This is a genomic window from Tissierella carlieri (genome assembly GCF_018917285.1).
In the GTDB taxonomy this organism is placed as follows: Bacteria; Bacillota; Clostridia; order Tissierellales; family Tissierellaceae; genus Tissierella; species Tissierella carlieri.
Window position 1 is genome coordinate 1 of record NZ_JAHLOH010000057.1, and the last position, 16,970, is coordinate 16,970.

General features: G+C 30.0%; 15 protein-coding genes. 13 read left to right on the forward strand and 2 right to left on the reverse strand.

Translation table 11 applies throughout. The annotated features are described in order from the left end of the window. Positions 1–285 precede the first annotated feature (285 nt). From KQI38_RS21410 to abc-f, 4 genes are all read left to right on the forward strand, one after another. Positions 286–1,146, forward strand: a complete 861-nt coding sequence (locus KQI38_RS21410; protein WP_216563096.1) for an ArsR/SmtB family transcription factor — start codon at positions 286–288, stop codon at positions 1,144–1,146. Beyond that, positions 1,143–2,705, forward strand: a complete 1,563-nt coding sequence (locus tag KQI38_RS21415) for an ATP-binding cassette domain-containing protein (RefSeq protein WP_216563097.1) — start codon at positions 1,143–1,145, stop codon at positions 2,703–2,705. The genes KQI38_RS21410 and KQI38_RS21415 overlap by 4 nt, the downstream gene beginning before the upstream one ends. 113 nt (positions 2,706–2,818) lie before the next feature. After that, positions 2,819–3,850, forward strand: a complete 1,032-nt coding sequence (locus tag KQI38_RS21420; RefSeq protein ID WP_246565972.1) for a M42 family metallopeptidase — start codon at positions 2,819–2,821, stop codon at positions 3,848–3,850. Between the two features lie 341 nt (positions 3,851–4,191). After that, positions 4,192–5,658 carry a ribosomal protection-like ABC-F family protein gene (abc-f, locus tag KQI38_RS21425; protein WP_216563098.1) on the forward strand — a complete coding sequence of 489 codons (1,467 nt, stop codon included), beginning with the start codon at positions 4,192–4,194 and terminating at the stop codon, positions 5,656–5,658. A gap of 242 nt (positions 5,659–5,900) precedes the next feature. Here the strand turns inward: abc-f and KQI38_RS21430 are convergent, their stop codons facing one another. Then, a complete protein-coding gene (locus KQI38_RS21430) occupies positions 5,901–6,464 on the reverse strand; it encodes a chromate transporter (protein WP_216563099.1) in 564 nt (187 codons plus the stop codon). Next, positions 6,457–7,035 (reverse strand): chromate transporter, encoded by a 579-nt coding sequence (locus KQI38_RS21435; protein WP_216563100.1) that lies wholly within the window; start codon positions 7,033–7,035, stop codon positions 6,457–6,459. Before KQI38_RS21435 ends, KQI38_RS21430 begins: the two co-directional genes overlap by 8 nt. Before the next feature lie 124 nt (positions 7,036–7,159). Here KQI38_RS21435 and KQI38_RS21440 point away from each other — a divergent pair, with 124 nt between their 5' ends. The 9 genes from KQI38_RS21440 to KQI38_RS21480 all read left to right on the forward strand — a co-directional run bounded on the left by KQI38_RS21440 (position 7,160) and on the right by KQI38_RS21480 (position 16,701). Further along, on the forward strand, positions 7,160–8,044 hold the full coding sequence (locus tag KQI38_RS21440) for a LysR family transcriptional regulator (RefSeq protein WP_246565973.1): 885 nt from the start codon (positions 7,160–7,162) through the stop codon (positions 8,042–8,044). A 223-nt stretch (positions 8,045–8,267) separates the two neighbouring features. Then, positions 8,268–12,605: a DNA polymerase III subunit alpha gene (gene polC, locus KQI38_RS21445; RefSeq protein WP_216563102.1), complete on the forward strand. Its 4,338-nt coding sequence runs from the start codon at positions 8,268–8,270 to the stop codon at positions 12,603–12,605. 293 nt (positions 12,606–12,898) lie between these two features. Continuing rightward, positions 12,899–13,513, forward strand: coding sequence for a hypothetical protein (locus tag KQI38_RS21450; protein WP_216563103.1), 615 nt, complete (start codon positions 12,899–12,901; stop codon positions 13,511–13,513). A gap of 16 nt (positions 13,514–13,529) precedes the next feature. Beyond that, complete coding sequence (locus KQI38_RS22920) at positions 13,530–13,808, forward strand: TnpV protein (RefSeq protein ID WP_420857142.1); 279 nt, start codon at positions 13,530–13,532, stop codon at positions 13,806–13,808. A gap of 59 nt (positions 13,809–13,867) precedes the next feature. Continuing rightward, complete coding sequence (locus KQI38_RS22925; RefSeq protein WP_216563105.1) at positions 13,868–14,344, forward strand: hypothetical protein; 477 nt, start codon at positions 13,868–13,870, stop codon at positions 14,342–14,344. 71 nt (positions 14,345–14,415) lie between these two features. Beyond that, a complete protein-coding gene (locus KQI38_RS21465) occupies positions 14,416–15,108 on the forward strand; it encodes a hypothetical protein (protein WP_216563106.1) in 693 nt (230 codons plus the stop codon). 120 nt (positions 15,109–15,228) lie between these two features. Further along, positions 15,229–15,504 carry a hypothetical protein gene (locus tag KQI38_RS21470; RefSeq protein WP_216563107.1) on the forward strand — a complete coding sequence of 92 codons (276 nt, stop codon included), beginning with the start codon at positions 15,229–15,231 and terminating at the stop codon, positions 15,502–15,504. Positions 15,505–15,521: 17 nt separating this feature from the next. Beyond that, a complete protein-coding gene (locus KQI38_RS21475; protein WP_216563108.1) occupies positions 15,522–15,944 on the forward strand; it encodes a hypothetical protein in 423 nt (140 codons plus the stop codon). A 139-nt stretch (positions 15,945–16,083) separates the two neighbouring features. Continuing rightward, positions 16,084–16,701 carry a class I SAM-dependent methyltransferase gene (locus tag KQI38_RS21480; protein WP_246565975.1) on the forward strand — a complete coding sequence of 206 codons (618 nt, stop codon included), beginning with the start codon at positions 16,084–16,086 and terminating at the stop codon, positions 16,699–16,701. The last annotated feature ends 269 nt before the right edge of the window (positions 16,702–16,970 follow it).

A 16,970-nucleotide genomic window follows, 5' to 3' on the forward strand; every position in this document is an offset into this window, starting at 1 on the left:
AGAAGCTTGGATGGATGAGTCCTGTAGAATACAGACTTAGCCTTTCGGCTGCATAAAAAATAGCGTAGCAGTTCACAAAACTACTACGCTACAAAGTCTAACTTATTGGGGTCACATCAGTTTAATATATAGGTGCTTTTTTATTTTAATTTAAACTATTTTAGTATTTTGATATTATTGAATAATAAAATTTGGAAATTTTATGAAAAGCGAAATGACTAATATTGACATCATACTAAAAAAGATTTACTATTATATATATCATAGTAAAATGAGGTGTTGAAAATGAAATTGATTTATGAAGCTATTTCTTGGATTGAACAAAATCATAAGAATAGTTCCCCGTTTTTTAATCAAAGAGATAAAGCTATGAGCATTATAAGACGCTATATTATGTGGCTATGGATTAATGAAATTGAATTAGATTTTTCGAGTGAAAAAAGAAAGAAGTATTTAGAAGAATGTTATATACAAGCAGAAGGAGATATCTTAGCTGGAATTTTAAATCTAGACATAGAACAAGAGGATAAGGCAAGGTTTATTTACTTTCTTTATTTGAGTGATGAAGAAAAACAAGAATTAATTGAATCCATAGAAGAAGCAAAAGAGGAGGTAAAAAGAATTTACCATGAAGAGAAGGTTAACTACCATAATAATGAAAAGAACATATTAGAGCAATTGAAAAATCCTAAATATATGAATCAATTAGTAAATCTTCGTTTTCAATCGGAAGTAAAGGTTATTCCATATGTAAGTCTAATAGATAAAGACTCTATGAAATTGCATTATCAACAAAATCGTGGTGTTTTGTTGATAATAGGACATGAATATAATATAAAAAATGATATCTTCATGTATAGTCACAAGTCGAGCCTAGAAAAGTTTAAAGCATTAGGAGATGATACAAGGCTTAAAATAGTAGAATCAATTATAGAAGAACCTAAGACTGCATCTGAATTATCTTCACTATTAAACTTAACAATACCAACAATAGCTCACCATTTAAAGGTACTAGTTTTAGCAGGAATTATTTCTACTTGTGTAAATACTGAAGAAACAGCTAAAGTAACCTACGAATTATATTATCCTGGAATAGAAAATCTCATTGCTAACTTAAACAAGTTGATGCTAGGAGGGATAAGATGAATTTAGTAAAGCAACACAAGTCATTTCTTATATTATTACTGTCATTGATACTCTTAAATTCTACAGCTATAATGATGACTCCTATACTTTTGAATCAATGGATTAATCAAGATATAAATATAGGGATTAGGCAAGTAGGGAGCATAGCAATATTATTAGTATTTTCTTATATTATCCAAATTATATTGATTTATTTAAGAGAAAAATTTGCATTAAATTTTAATATCCATCAAGCTACTAGTTTAACTAAGAAATTTTTCGGTTTAACTTATGATGATATTAATACAAAAGGGCCAACATATTATCTAGAAAGAATAGCTATTAGTGTCAATAGTTTATATATCTATTTAACAGATGGATTTGTGCAGATGGTAGTAAATGTAATTATTGTCTGTGCAATTATTGTCCTAGTACTTACTTTCAATCAGCTGTTAGCAGTTATTCTTCTGGGACTATTGCCTATTAATTATTTTGGCTACAGATCATTGAATAAAGAATTGCAGAAGAGATCAAAGGTTATGCAAGAAGAAACTTCTAGTGGCTGGAAAGATATATTAAATTTATGCAAGGAAACAGATTATATAAAACAACTAGCTACAAAGGATGCCTTGCTAGAAACAATGAAGGAACCTTTTACAAGAATTTACAGCTCTATTGCAAAAGTCAATAGTTTCGCTCAAGGGATAAGTGCTACTCTATGTTCTTTTAATGAGCTGATGAAAAATTTAATGATTCTTTTGTTAGCTTATGGAGTAATTGTTAATGGTGAGAGTCCGCTGTCTATTGTCTTATTTAGCATTATATTACCATTGTATTTTAATGTAATAAATGGAATAACTAATGCTAATTTAGCTTCAAGAGATTTAAAGGAAAGCTCTCGATTTATAGAATATTTAGATGAAAATCAAGAAAATAGTGGTACAAAAATAATATCTTCAATAGAGAAGATAGAATTTAATATTAAGAACTTGTCTATAGGAAATCAAACCCTAAAATCAAATATTCAAGGTATTTTTGAAAAAGGGGATATTGTATCAGTAAATGGAGATTCAGGTACAGGAAAGTCAACTTTGATGAAACTATTACCCAAATTTAGAGTAACTGATACTGTTCTTATTAATAGTATAGATATTAGAGATATTAGTAATGAGAGTTTAAGAAAGCAATTAGTCTATATGTCTCAGGAAGTTCCAATAGTGACAGGTACATTAAGAGATAATTTATTCTTAGGGAGAGCTTATAATGATAAAGAAATTAACCAATTAATAAAACTTCCAATTTTACAGTCAATTTTATCTAATAAATCATTAGATACAGTAATTGAAGAAAATGGAGCAAATCTTTCTGGTGGAGAGAAGCAGAAGATTGCATTAAGTAGAGTAATTTTTAATGAGGCTGATGTATTTGTTTTGGATGAAATAACTAGCAATATTGATAAGGAAACAGCAGGAGAAATTTATAAGACTATCATGTCAATAAATGAGGACAAGATTACTTTCATTATATCTCACGATAAGATGCATCTTCCATATTGTAATAAGGTTATTGATTTACAATGATATATCAATTCTCCCAGCTATTTACTTCACATTATTTTCCATCTATAATAGATATAAGTAGATTTTTAACATAAATTGTTAGCATTAGCTTTATGATTGGAGGAGGAATTAAATTGAGTATTGATGTACAAAAGATTTTAGGTAGTATGAAAAAATATTTGGATATACCTAGTCCAACTGGGAATACAAAGGAAGCTATATTAGAAATTCAGAAGGATTTGGAAGAATTAGGATTAAGTACTAAAATGACTAATACAGGAGCTTTAATCGCAACTTTAAAGGGACAGAATGATAATGATCATGTGTTGATATCGGCCCATATGGATACCTTAGGTGGAATGGTCAAGGAAATAACTAATGATGGTAAGTTAAGGTATACTAGAATTGGTGGTGGTAGCTGGTCTGCGGTGGAGGGAGAAAATTGTCATATAATAACAAGAAAAGGTAAAAAGATTCGAGGATCTATAATTCCAAAGATGGCCTCTACGCATATATATGGACAAGAGAAAGCAAGTGTAGTTAGAGATCAAACTAATATGTTTGTTAGAATAGACGAAATAGTGAGGTCAAAGAAAGATGTACTAGACTTAGGCATTAGAGTAGGGGATTATATTGCTATGGATACTAGAACTGAAATAACAGAATCTGGATTTGTAAAATCAAGATATTTAGATAATAAGTTAGCAGTAGCTATAGTATTAGAAATATGCAGATACTTCAAAGAAAACTCTTTAATACCAAAGCATACTACATATTTTTACATTAGTAATTATGAAGAGGCAGGTCATGGAGTTTCTTTTATTCCAGAAAAGACAAAGGAAATGATAGCAATAGATGTGGGAATAGTAGGTGAAGGGCAAGAATCTAATGAGTTCAGTGTAAGTATTGCAGCAAAAGATAAAAAAAGTCCATATGATTATGAATTCAGAAATAGACTTGTAGACATAGCGGAAGAAAATAATATAGATTATGTTGTTGATGTGTATAATTTTTATAGTTCCGATGCCAGCCAATGTATGTTACAGGGGAAAGATGCAATTTTTGCTGCTTTAGGACCAGCTGTAGATGCATCACATCATTATGAAAGAACTCATATTAAGTCTATAATAAATACAACAAATCTATTGATTAAGTATTTAATCTAGAAAACATAATACATATGGAAATACGTCATTAATAGTATTATCTCTAGACAATGGAATATTAATATGGTACTATATCAATAATAGAATGAAAGGGGTGCATCGATGATTACATTTCTTGCTAAATAATGAATTAAATAAGTACAACTATTATCTTTGCTTTGAGCAGAGGCAAGTTTTGTTGTGCAGATTTAGCGAGAAATCTCATTCAATATGTTGCATTAACTTTATCATTAATGATAATTAGAAGATTATTTTTGTATTTTAAGTTGAGAGTTTCCTGCTCTCAACTTTTTTGATTGCAGATTCTCGCTAATAATTTGATTATGAAGGGAGAATTTAAAATGGCGTTAATTGATATTCGTAACTTAACATTTGAGTACCCAGGAAGTGTAGAACCTATTTTTAAAGACCTAAATTTACAATTAGATACAGAATGGAAATTAGGTTTTATAGGTAGAAATGGATATGGTAAAACAACTTTTTTAAAACTTTTGATGGATAAATATTCTTATGAAGGATTAATTATTAAACCAATTCCAATGTTTTATTTTCCTTTTTCTATTGAAGAGTATGATCTTATGACTTTAGAATTATTAGATGCTTTGCAACCAGATTTGGAATTATGGAAATTGCAAAGAGAAATGAATTTATTGGAAGTAGATGAAGATACTCTTTATCGTTCATTTTCCACATTAAGTGGAGGTGAACAAACAAAAATATTATTGGCCTTACTATTTGCAGAGGAAGAAAGGTTTTTATTAATAGATGAGCCTACCAATCATTTAGATACTCATGGTAGAGAAGTAGTAGCAAAATATTTGCAGAAGAAGAAGGGATTTATACTGGTATCTCACGATAGGGATTTCATTAATAATATAGTAGATCATATACTAACAATAGAGAAGAGTAAGATCGTTCTTCAGAAAGGAACCTATGATACTTGGGAGAAAAATAAGAATTTAGAAGATCAATATGAGCTAGAACAAAATCAGAAATTAAGAAAAGAAATTAGGAGATTAAAACAATCAGCAAGGGAAAAGGCTATTTGGTCAGATAAAGTTGAGGATACTAAAATTGGAGATGGACCTTGTGATAGAGGTTATATAGGTCATATGGCAGCAAAGATGATGAAGCGTTCCAAAACTATAGAAAAAAGATATGAGAAAGCTATAGAAGAAAAAAATAAACTACTAAAAAATATAGAAACTATAGAGCCTTTACAAATGAATGTAATTGAACATCATGCGAAATACTATATAAGAGCAGAAGATTTTACAATTGCGTATGAGAATAACAATATTTTTAAGCCTATAGAATTTACAATAGAAAGCGGAGACTGTATTGTATTTCGGGGTGATAATGGAACAGGTAAAAGTAGCATAATAAAGGCAATATTAGGAGAGGAAGTTCCTTGGAAAGGTAAGCTTGAGATTTCTAAGGGGATTACTATTTCTTATGTTCCACAGAGATTTTCTTTTATTAGTGGAAATATAGATGAGCTTGTTCATGAAGAAAAATTAGATAAAACAAAATTTTTAACTATGTTGAGAAAGTTGGGATTTTCACGAGGTCAATTTGAAATTCCTATTGAAAATTTAAGTATGGGACAAAAGAAGAAAATATTTTTAGCTAAATCCATGTGTGAAGAAGCAAATTTATTTATTTGGGATGAGCCACTTAATTATATTGATGTAATTTCAAGAATTCAAATTGAGAATATGATTTTAGAATATTCCCCAACTATGATTTTAGTGGAGCACGATAAAAGGTTTATAGATAAAGTAGCTACTGATATTATAGAACTATAAATACAGTAACAAAGTTCAAACTTATAATTTTATTAACAAATAATTTTTATTGAAAGCGGAGAATAAAAAATACTTTTATACAGAATAAAGAAAGGATGTCTAATAGATTGTTATGTTATAGACATCCTTTAATCTATACTAAAAGATATATAAATATAAGGTATAAAAAGATTATAGAATATGTTATTGGTGGTATTCTGATTCCTATATTTAAATTTATCTAAATTATGGTTTCTAAAATATCATTGATAAAGAAATAAACCTATAATACCTGTTAGAATAATAATAGAGATTGGATTTATTTTATACTTTCTTAGTAAAAATAAAGAAATAATGAATACAAAGATAGCAGTAATATTAAAATTAAGCACTTTAACATCAGGCCATTGGGAGCCCCAAAAGGTAATTAAAAGGATGGTAGATGTAGAGGCAATAATAAGTCCAACAGAAATTGAACGTAGTCCTTTCAATATACTGGAAATGATATCTATATCTTTATGTTTCTTGAAGAACTTGTATAAGATAATAGAAAGAATAAACCCAGATATAATACATCCTAAGGTAGCTACTATAGCTCCAAATATACCTGCAATACGCATTCCTACAAAAGTTGAAGCATTAACTGCTAAGGGACCAGGTGTCATTTGGGAGATTGTAATAATATCAGTGAATTCTTTCAAAGTAAGCCAATGATGCAAGTCAACTACTTGTTCCTGTATTAATGGTATTGTAGCATAACCTCCACCGATACTGAATAGACCAATCTGTAAAAAACTAACTAACAAAATAACTATATTTTTAGTCATATCTCGCCCCTCCTTTTTTGGTTTTCAAATAAGTCTGTATAAAACATAGAAATGAACAGAAAATAATAATTAAAATAACATTAATATTTAAAAAGAAGCTAGCAAAAAATGAAGCAGGGACGATTAATGTTAACAACCAATTTTTTTCATCTAAAATTCCTTTACTCATATCAATGAGTAAATCCACGATAGTAGCGGCAACACCTGCCTCCATTCCTTTTAGGATAGAAGAAATAATTATATTATCTCGAAATATGTTATAACAAGAAGAGATAACAGATAAAATAAGTAAAGGGGGTAGAACTGCTCCGATACAACAGATGATTGCACCTATAATTCCAGCAATACGATAACCTACTAATACAGAAATATTAACTGCAATTGCACCAGGTGTTGATTGGGAAATGGCTGCCATATCTAATAGCTCCTGTTCATTAATTAATTTTAATTTATTTACGAAGTATTTCTGTATCATAGGTATAACAACATATCCACCTCCAAAGGTAAATGCACTTATAGAAAACATTATTTTAAATAATGAAAAATAAAGTTTTAGCTTATTAGATTTCATAATAATAAAATTCTCCTTTATATATAAATTATAGACCTTCTATATTATATCCTATGGAAATATCATAAGTAAAATAGTATAATATTATGATAAACATAACTAATTAATAATGAGAGGGATTTATATGAATTTGAGACATTTGCGTATATTTAAAGCTGTATGCGAAGAAGAGAGTATTACAAAGGCATCTGAAAAGTTGTTTATGACGCAGCCGGCAGTTTCTCATGCAATCAATGAACTAGAATCCTACTTAGGCATTTGTCTATTTGATAGAATTTCTAGAAGACTTTATCTAAATGAAACAGGTAAATTATTTTTAGCAAAGGTAATAAGGCTTTTAGATTTGTACGATGATTTGGAACAAAACTCTAAAGAATTAGAGGATAATGCAACTATCAAGATTGGGTCAAGCATAACTATTGCGAGCTTTATCTTACCTAAGGTAATAGCAAATTTCGAAGCGGTTTGCAAGAATACTTCCACAAAGGTTATAATTGATAATGCTAGAAATATCGAAAATATGCTGCTTAATAATGAAATTGATTTAGGATTGATTGAGGGGGTTATTTATAAGGAAGAATTAATAAAAATTCCATTTTCAAATTATGAGTCGGCAGTAATTTGTTCACCTCAACATAAATTTGCTCTAGAAAAATCGATAGATGTTAATTCATTAATAAAAGAAAGGTTATTACTGAGAGAAAAAGGCAGTGCTATTCGTGACGTTTTTGACAGTGCATTATTATTACATAACATAACTGTAAACCCAGAGTGGACCAGTGTAAATTCACAAGCTTTAATTTATGCAGTAAAACAAAATTTAGGAATAAGTGTACTTCCCAAAATATTAGTGGAAAGAGAACTTATCAATGGAGAGATTCTTGAAGTAAAAGTAAATGATTTAGAATTAGCAAGTGTAAATCACATTGTACTCCATAAAGATAAGATCCAAACTAAGAATTATAAAATACTAATTGAAATAATAAGGAATAAAGGAAATGATAAATAGATTATCTTTACTAAAACTTATTCATAAGATAGTCATACTTGGGAGGTTTTTGCCATCTTGAAAAAGTAGTTAACAAGGGAAAAAAGATAGGAATAGAGCCAAAGATAAATAGAGAATATTATTAATGGTATAGCAATTATTAATCATCCTAACTTTAAAATTATAAGCATATCTTGTATAATAGTATAATGTTGAAATATTTATAAGAAGGTCAGGGAATAAAATGAAAAGAATAAATGAGATTTTCAATGATTATGAGACAAAGGGCAATATAAATACTGCAATAGTAGAAGGAGTAGTCTTAAGAAAAGATGATAAGACATTGGAAATGAAAATTAGAACCGATAAATATATTGAAATTAGAGAAATCGAGGGACTTAATGATTTTATAAAGGAAAGATTTTCATTAAATGATTCTAAAATTATTGTAGAGTATGCTGAGGAAATTGATAAAATACCTATAGAAGAGGAATTAAGAGACATTATATTTGCTATGTCAGATAAATATCCTGTATTAAATGCAGTTAAAAACAATTGTGAATTTGAAGTATTTGAAAATACCATTAATTTAAATTTTAAAATTCCAGCATCAAATGTTTTAAGATCCATGGGTTATAATAGAAAAATCAGAAATACTATAAAAAAACTTTACGGAACAGAATATGAAATAAATTTTGTTGATAAAGTATGCAATGAAGAGTTCAAAAAGCTGCAAGAAGATGTATATTCAAATGAGATTATGCTAATTCAAAAAGAGGCTAAGATTACACAAAGTAACAATGATTTTAAATTTTCTAAAGAAACTGTAAAGAAACAGGAAATGAAAGTAGAAACTAATGGTAAAAAGAATGATCCATTCCTAATATTAGGTAGAAGTTCTAAAATTAAAGAAGCTATAACAAAGATCACTGACATTACACCATATGAAGGTAAGGTAGCTATAGAGGGTGAAATATCTAATATAGAATCTAGGGAGCTAAGAAGTGGGAAGATTTTAGTTTCTTTTGATTTATATGATGGGTCAAGTTCCATAACATGTAAGTCCTTTATAAAAGGTGATGATATTGAGGTATTAGATAAGATTAAAAAAGCCAAAGGTGTTAGACTTTCTGGGAATGCAGCTTATAGTAATTTTTCTGGCGAAGTTGAGATTATTGCTAATACTATAATAGAAACAGAAGGAATAAAGAAGGCTAAAAGAGATGATAACGCAGAGGTGAAGAGGGTAGAGCTTCATATGCATACACAAATGAGTCAGATGGATGCTATGACTAGTGCCACTGATTTAATTAATAGAGCCATGAGTTGGGGGATGAAATCCATTGCCATAACAGATCATGGAGTGGTGCAGGCCTTTCCTGAAGCACATAAGCTTTTAGGAAGAGATAATCCAGATATGAAAGTTATATATGGGGTAGAAGCCTACTTGGCACCAGATAAAAAGCCCTCTGTAACAAAACCTAAAGGACAGAGCATTAATACCACATATTGTGTACTTGATTTAGAGACCACAGGCTTTTCGGCAGTAACAGAAAAAATTACTGAAATAGGAATTATGAAACTAAAAGATGGAGTGGTAATAGATAAGTTTAGTACATTCGTAAATCCTGAAAAGTCTATTCCACAAAGGGTTGTGGAGGTTACCAATATAACTGATGATATGGTTAAAGATGCAGAAACTATAGATAAGATTTTTCCTAAAATGTTAGACTTTATTAACGGTAGTGTGTTAGTTGCACATAACGCTGATTTTGATATAAATTTTTTAAGACATAATGCAAAGGTATTGGGATATGAATTTGACTTTACATATATAGATACCTTATCCTTAGCTCGAGAAGTCTTTCCTGATTTTAAAAGCTATAAATTGGGAAGAATAGCTAAAAACCTTGGTATAAAGGTTGAAGTTGCCCATAGGGCATTAGACGATGTGGATACCACTGTAAAGGTGTTTAATATTATGCTTGAAAAGCTAAAGGAACTGGGAGCCGAAACCCTTGAGGATATAGATAGATATGCTTCTAGTGAGGAATCTAAGAAGGAGGAATATAAAAAGCTTAAAACTTATCATGCTATAATACTTGCAAAGAATTATATTGGCTTAAAGAATTTATATAAGCTTGTATCCTATTCTCATTTAGATTATTTTTATAAGAGACCACGTATTTTAAAGAGCCTCTATAAAAAATATTCTGAGGGATTAATTCTTGGCAGTGCATGTAGCGAAGGGGAAGTTTACCAATCAATACTTTTAGGAAAACCCGAGGAGGAAATTGAATCAATCGCAAAGGAATACGACTATTTAGAAATTCAGCCTTTAGGAAATAATGATTATTTAATAAGAAATGAACAAGTGGAAAATATAGAAAGCTTAAAAGAAATCAATAGAAAGATTGTACGTCTTGGAGAGAAATTAAATAAACCTGTAGTTGCTACTGGAGATGTTCACTTCTTAGATCCTGAGGATGAGATATATAGACGTATATTGGAAACAGGTCAAGGATATAAAGATGCAGACAATCAAGCTCCTTTGTATTTAAAGACTACAGAGGAAATGCTTAAGGAATTTTCATACCTAGGAAGGGAAAAGGCTTATGAGGTTGTGGTTACAAATACTAATATGATTTCTGATATGTGTGAACAAATTAGTCCCATTTCATCAGAAAAGGCCACACCACATATAGAGGGATGTGAGCAGACTATTCGAGATATTACTTATGGAAAGGCTCATGAGCTCTATGGAAATCCATTACCTGAAATTGTTCAAGAAAGGCTTGATAGGGAGTTAGATTCCATTATAAAGAATGGATTCTCAGTAATGTACATTATCGCACAAAAGCTGGTATGGAAATCCAATGAGGATGGTTACCTTGTAGGATCTAGAGGCTCCGTTGGCTCATCTATTGTAGCGTATATGACTGGTATAACGGAAGTAAATGCTCTACCACCTCATTATAGGTGTTCAAAATGTAAGCATTCAGATTTTACAGATTATGGCTATAAATTAGGCTTTGATTTACCTGATAAGCTATGTCCAGTTTGCGGAGAAAATTTAACTAAAGATGGAATAGATATACCTTTTGAAACCTTCTTAGGTTTTAATGGGGATAAAGAGCCAGATATAGATTTAAACTTCTCGGGAGAATATCAGGCAAAGGCTCATAGGTATACAGAAGTTATCTTTGGAAAGGGTACAACTTTTAAGGCAGGGACTATAGGTACCATTGCAGAAAAAACAGCCTTCGGCTATGTAAAAAAATATTTTGAGGAAAAAAGCATAACAGCAAATAAAGCAGAAATTCTTCGAATCTCAAAAGGTTGTACAGGTATTAAAAGAACTACAGGTCAGCATCCAGGGGGAATAATAGTTGTGCCAAAGGGACGAGAAATCTTTGAATTCTGTCCAGTTCAGCATCCTGCTGATGATCCAAATTCAGATATTATAACAACTCATTTTGATTATCACTCTATTGATGAGAATTTACTAAAACTGGATATATTAGGGCACGATGATCCGACAGTTATAAGAATGCTCCAAGATATTACTGGAGTAGACCCACAAAAGATACCTATGGATGATAAAAAGACCATGTCCATATTTTCATCTACGGAGGCTTTGGGAGTAACGCCAGAACAGATAAATTCCAAAGTAGGAACATTTGGTATTCCTGAATTTGGTACTAGATTTGTAAGGGGAATGCTCTTAGACACAATGCCAAAAACTTTTATGGATTTAATATGTATATCTGGACTTTCCCATGGTACCGACGTATGGCTGGGAAATGCTAAAGATTTAATTGATTCAGAAATAATTGTCAGTATAAGTGAAGCCGTATGTACTAGAGATGATATTATGGTTTATCTTATTAAAAAAGGCTTACCACCAAATACTGCCTTTAAGATAATGGAAACAGTTCGTAAGGGAAAGGCTTTAAAAGATCCAAAATGGCCAGAGTATGAGAATTTGATGAGGGAGTTTGATGTACCGGAATGGTATATTAATTCATGTAAAAAGATAAAGTATATGTTCCCTAAGGCCCATGCTGCAGCCTATGTAATGATGGCCTTCAGGATAGCATGGTTTAAGGTTTATATTCCTAAGGCGTATTATGCAGCATATTTTTCAATTAGAGCAAAAGCCTTTGATGCAGAATTTATGATATTTGGTAAAGAAAAGGTTAAGGAAAAGATGAAGGAAATTGAATTGTTGGGTAATGATGCTGCTCCTAAGGATAAGGACATGTACGATGACTTGGAATTGGTTTTGGAGATGTACGAAAGGGGAATTAAATTCCTGCCTATTGATTTATATAAATCTCATGCAACAAAATTTCTGGTTGAGGGAGAGTATTTAAGACCACCTATAAACAGTATCCCTGGAATGGGAACTGTCGCTGCTGAAGGTATATATAATGCAGCCCAGGAAGAACCTTTCAGCTCCATAGAAGATTTAAGGAAACGTGCTAAGATTGGAAATGCTGCGATAGACTCATTAAAAAAGTTTGATTGTTTAAAAGAACTTCCTGAAAGTGATCAAATAAGCTTTTTTGATGTAGGCTAACGACTCTGTTGTGTAGCAATTATATTAAAGTGAAAGATCATAAGCTTAACAATTAAGTTTATGGTCTTTTTATTTTATCTTAATATCCACCATCTCCATTGGGCATAATGCAAGAGGTAAAAAATACTTGCAAGGAAATAATGAATCGAGTAACATCTAGTGCAGATGAATGGAAAAATTTTCTTAACCTTTCTTCGAGAATATATAAATATAAATTTGACAATAAGATATTAATTTACGCTTAAAAACCAGATGCTACAGCAGTAGCAACTATTGAATTTTGGAATAGGAGAGTGGGAAGATATATAAATAAGGGTACAAGAAGTATTGCAGTATTTGATAAATCTAAATCTCCTTTAGTTTTAGAATATTTATTTGATGTATCAGATACAAACGGTCTTGATTACACACTACTAAATATATGGAAGTTAAATAGTGAAAATCATCAAGAACTAATGTTTGCTTTATCTAAAAAATGGGGTATAATAGAAGTAAGTTTAGAAAAATTAATCTCTAAACAAATTAAAGAGCTTTTAGCAAGTAATTATAAAATGTATTTAGAAGATGCACTAGAGGAATTAGAAAGCCTACCTGGTTATAATTATTCAACGCATAATCAATATATAAAAACTGTAGAAGATAGTATAAGATATATAGTATATTTAAGATGTAATCTAGATTTATCAGAACTTGATAATCTTTATACATTAGAAAATATATCTAATTTTAATACAAATAGAATGACATATGAGTTAGGATATGCTGCTAGTAGTATATCTGAAGAAATACTTAGAATGATAGAAAGAAAAGTTCAAGACATAATAAAACATATAAGGAGTGAAGAAAAAAATGAAGAAGCCATTAGTAGAATTAGAATACCAGGAGAAAGATGGAATAATGTATCCTGAAATAGAGGTGGAGAATATGCCGCTAGGAAAATACGGGATGATATTTCACAACTATCTGAAGGAAAACCACGAGAAGCGTTTCACTTGGCTGATGATGAACGGGGATCTAATGGACATATGCCGTCACGTGGAGAAGGAAGCGAAGGAGAAATTCAATCTACTAGAGAAACAATTACTGGAGAAAGATCCAATACCAAACCCAATGGATACATACGAAAGCCATCGTCACAGAGATATGATAAGAAGGGAAGCAGAGGAAATAGTGCTAAAGGAGATAGTTTACAAGGTCAGATAAGCTTTATACCTTTTGATAAATTAGAGTTACAATCAGAACATGATGGTGATTCTTTTTTTATGGTTGAAAAACATATAAAGGAAGAAATAATTAAATTGGTCCTATTATCTAGTACAGGATTTGAAGGGGGAAAAGAAAGAGTAAGTACTTTTTTCATAAATAATTTTGATAATAAAGATAGAAGTGAAATGTTAAAAAAGGAATATGGGCTTGGTGGTGTAAGCAGAAGTCTAGAAGATGGTGGGTATCTATATTGGAATACAATCTATGTGAAAGTGATAGAGATAAGGTATGAAGAGGAGGATCTAAGTTTTACAGAAACATTAAGCTGGAATAAAGTTGCAAATAAGATTCAAGAATTAATTGAGATCGGAGAGTATTTAGACGAAAAGGTTAAAAAATTAAGGGAAGTTGATAATAATATTGAGTTAATAGAAGATGAGGAAATAATTGAAGATATAACTTCATCTTTTGATATTGATGAGAAAATAGGAGAGATTAATGAAAAACAAAATCATATACCTATAATACAATAGAGGAATGACAAGAAGAGTTTCCATTTTGGAGCGTAGATACTGTAAAGAGAACATTAGCTAAGCTAAGGAAGATGAATATTCTTATTACTGGAAATTTTAATAAATTAAAAATGGATAGGACACTTTGGTATACTATTAATTATGAAGAGTTAGAAAAATTAAATGAAAAAGATAAAGAGAAAGAGGTAGATATAAAGAATGAAGCTGAAGATAGAGAGAAAAATGAACCTGTGAATAACTCTGAACAAGAGGAAGCTTTAACTAAGGAAGAAAATGAAAATCAGCTAGAAACATTGGGAAATGACAAAAGTGCAAAATGCCCTTACCAATACCAGAGATTTCTACAGAGATTTCAAATCAATCAGTCTATAGAGGATAAAGAAAATGAAAAAGACGGACATATAGACATACAATCTCAACAAATAAATTATTATAAAGAAATTATTAATAATTGTGAAGTAGATTATATAGATGAGAGATATAAAGATGCAGTAATTCATGCTATTAAATTGTTATTTTTAGACGCTGAAAGTAAAAATAGGATAAAGATAGGTGAAAACATAATTCCTACTGAAATAGTAAGAAATGATTTTAAAAGGTTAAATTTTTTCATAATAGAACATGCTCTGTATAAATTTAAAGAAGCTAGTAAAGAGATAAAAATAAAAAATACTGTAGCATATTTAAAAACTTGTATATATAATTCAATTCACCAAATGAATCTAGATACTGACAGTGAATTAAGATATGAAGGATTAATATAATAGTTAGATAATTAAATGAAATGGTTTAGTTTTTATTAGAAATTATTTTATAAGGATATTGAAAATAAAAAAACAAATGTAATAATATAAATTTTGATATTACAAGGGAGGGCAAAAAATATGGAAAAAGAAAGTAAACTTGGAGGATATATAATTGAAGATAATAAAGCATATTGTACTTTAAACGAAAGTTGCATTTATAAATCAAAGACTAAGATTAATAATAAGTACCCTTGCGATTATGCTGATACTGATATAGCTGCATATTATTTATATCATACAAAAGGGAGAATTTTGTATACTTATAAAATCAATCTTCTTTCTAAACTTCATATTTTCTTCATAATCTTTTTTTATAATGACTATAGCAAAAGAAATTTATTTTGTAAGACTTAAATTAAGGGAGGAAAAATATGAAAAATAGAGTATTAATATTAGTAGGTATTGCAATTATTTCAGTAGTTTCTGTAGGGGGATATGCTTTGGCTCAAGATACAAAATCAGTAAGATTAGGTAATTTGGCACCAGATGCCATAAGCGGGGAGTCATCAGTTAGATGGAATATTGATCATTGTGGAAATAGTGAAGAAATGATTGAAATCATGAAGGAAAATGGCTTCGAGGATATGGCTAAATGGATGGAAGAGGGTAACTATGAGGCAATGAAGGAATTTATGAACAATCTATCAGATGAAGATTATAAGAAAATGATTGATTTAATGAATCAAAATGATTATGCAGGCATGTCAAGAATGATGGAGTCCTTCGGAAAAGAAGGAATGATTAAGATGCATAACTCCATGATGGGAAATATGATGAATCGATTTCAAAGATAAGAATATTATAGCTTGTTGAAAAGTAATTAATATCTAATTGTTAAATACTAGTAAACAATAATTATATTTTAAAATTCTTATGAATTGGTAAAAATATAGTTATTATTTTTACCAATTTTAGTAGCTAGGAGAGAATATAATGAATGAAACTGAAAGAATAAGAAAAAGATACGACAGAGTGTCAAAAATTTATGATATATTTGAACAACCTATGGAAACTATGTCATTAAAGAAATGGCGATTAGAAGTTACTAAAAAGTTAAGAGGTAAGGTTCTTGAAGTAGGTGTAGGTACAGGTAAAAATATTCCCTATTACCCTGATGATATCGACATAACGGCAATTGATTTTAGTAATAAGATGTTAGAAAAAGCAAGAGAGAAAACAAGAAAACTTAATAAGAAAGTAGAATTAATTCAAATGGATGTTCAAAATATAGATTTTCCTGATAATACTTTCGATATGGTATTTACTACTTGTGTATTTTGCTCTGTTCCTGACCCTATAAAGGGCTTATTAGAGATAAAGCGAGTATGTAAACCTAATGGGACAATAATTATGATAGAACATGTACGAAGTGAGAAAAATGTATTGGGACTAGTTATGGATATCTTTAATCCGATTATTGTGAATCTTTATGGTGCAAATATTAACAGAAGAACAGTGGATAATGTTAAGAAGGCAGGATTTACAAAAGTTGAAGTGATGAACCTAACTGGCGATATTGTAAAGAAAATAGTGATTTATAATAAAAAGTGATATAACTGGAGTACTATATTTAGAAGTTCTAAAAAAGAGCCGATAAATTTTATATTATGTGATTAGAATGCTTTAATATAGAGAGGATAGAGTATGCTAAGGCGAGATAGTGATTTAAAAATATATAAAGCAATAATAACCAGCGATATATTGAACTGACCTTTGTCAAGTAGACAGGTAATTTAATTAAAATGTTATGCACATTTGGATGCATGGTTTCGATATTCTAAAGGAGCCATGCATCTTAGTCTTTTTTGAAATCTCTTTTC

What these genes read in the sequence shown, in the direction of transcription:
- KQI38_RS21410 (WP_216563096.1), top strand. Translation starts at nt 286, where the DNA reads ATGAAATTGATTTATGAAGCTATTTCTTGGATTGAACAAAATCATAAG.
- KQI38_RS21415 (WP_216563097.1), top strand. Translation starts at nt 1,143, where the DNA reads ATGAATTTAGTAAAGCAACACAAGTCATTTCTTATATTATTACTGTCA.
- abc-f (WP_216563098.1), top strand. Translation starts at nt 4,192, where the DNA reads ATGGCGTTAATTGATATTCGTAACTTAACATTTGAGTACCCAGGAAGT.
- KQI38_RS21430 (WP_216563099.1), bottom strand. Translation starts at nt 6,464, where the DNA reads ATGACTAAAAATATAGTTATTTTGTTAGTTAGTTTTTTACAGATTGGT.
- KQI38_RS21435 (WP_216563100.1), bottom strand. Translation starts at nt 7,035, where the DNA reads ATGAAATCTAATAAGCTAAAACTTTATTTTTCATTATTTAAAATAATG.
- KQI38_RS21440 (WP_246565973.1), top strand. Translation starts at nt 7,160, where the DNA reads ATGAATTTGAGACATTTGCGTATATTTAAAGCTGTATGCGAAGAAGAG.
- polC (WP_216563102.1), top strand. Translation starts at nt 8,268, where the DNA reads ATGAAAAGAATAAATGAGATTTTCAATGATTATGAGACAAAGGGCAAT.
- KQI38_RS22920 (WP_420857142.1), top strand. Translation starts at nt 13,530, where the DNA reads ATGCCGCTAGGAAAATACGGGATGATATTTCACAACTATCTGAAGGAA.
- KQI38_RS22925 (WP_216563105.1), top strand. Translation starts at nt 13,868, where the DNA reads ATGGTTGAAAAACATATAAAGGAAGAAATAATTAAATTGGTCCTATTA.
- KQI38_RS21465 (WP_216563106.1), top strand. Translation starts at nt 14,416, where the DNA reads ATGAATATTCTTATTACTGGAAATTTTAATAAATTAAAAATGGATAGG.
- KQI38_RS21470 (WP_216563107.1), top strand. Translation starts at nt 15,229, where the DNA reads ATGGAAAAAGAAAGTAAACTTGGAGGATATATAATTGAAGATAATAAA.
- KQI38_RS21475 (WP_216563108.1), top strand. Translation starts at nt 15,522, where the DNA reads ATGAAAAATAGAGTATTAATATTAGTAGGTATTGCAATTATTTCAGTA.
- KQI38_RS21480 (WP_246565975.1), top strand. Translation starts at nt 16,084, where the DNA reads ATGAATGAAACTGAAAGAATAAGAAAAAGATACGACAGAGTGTCAAAA.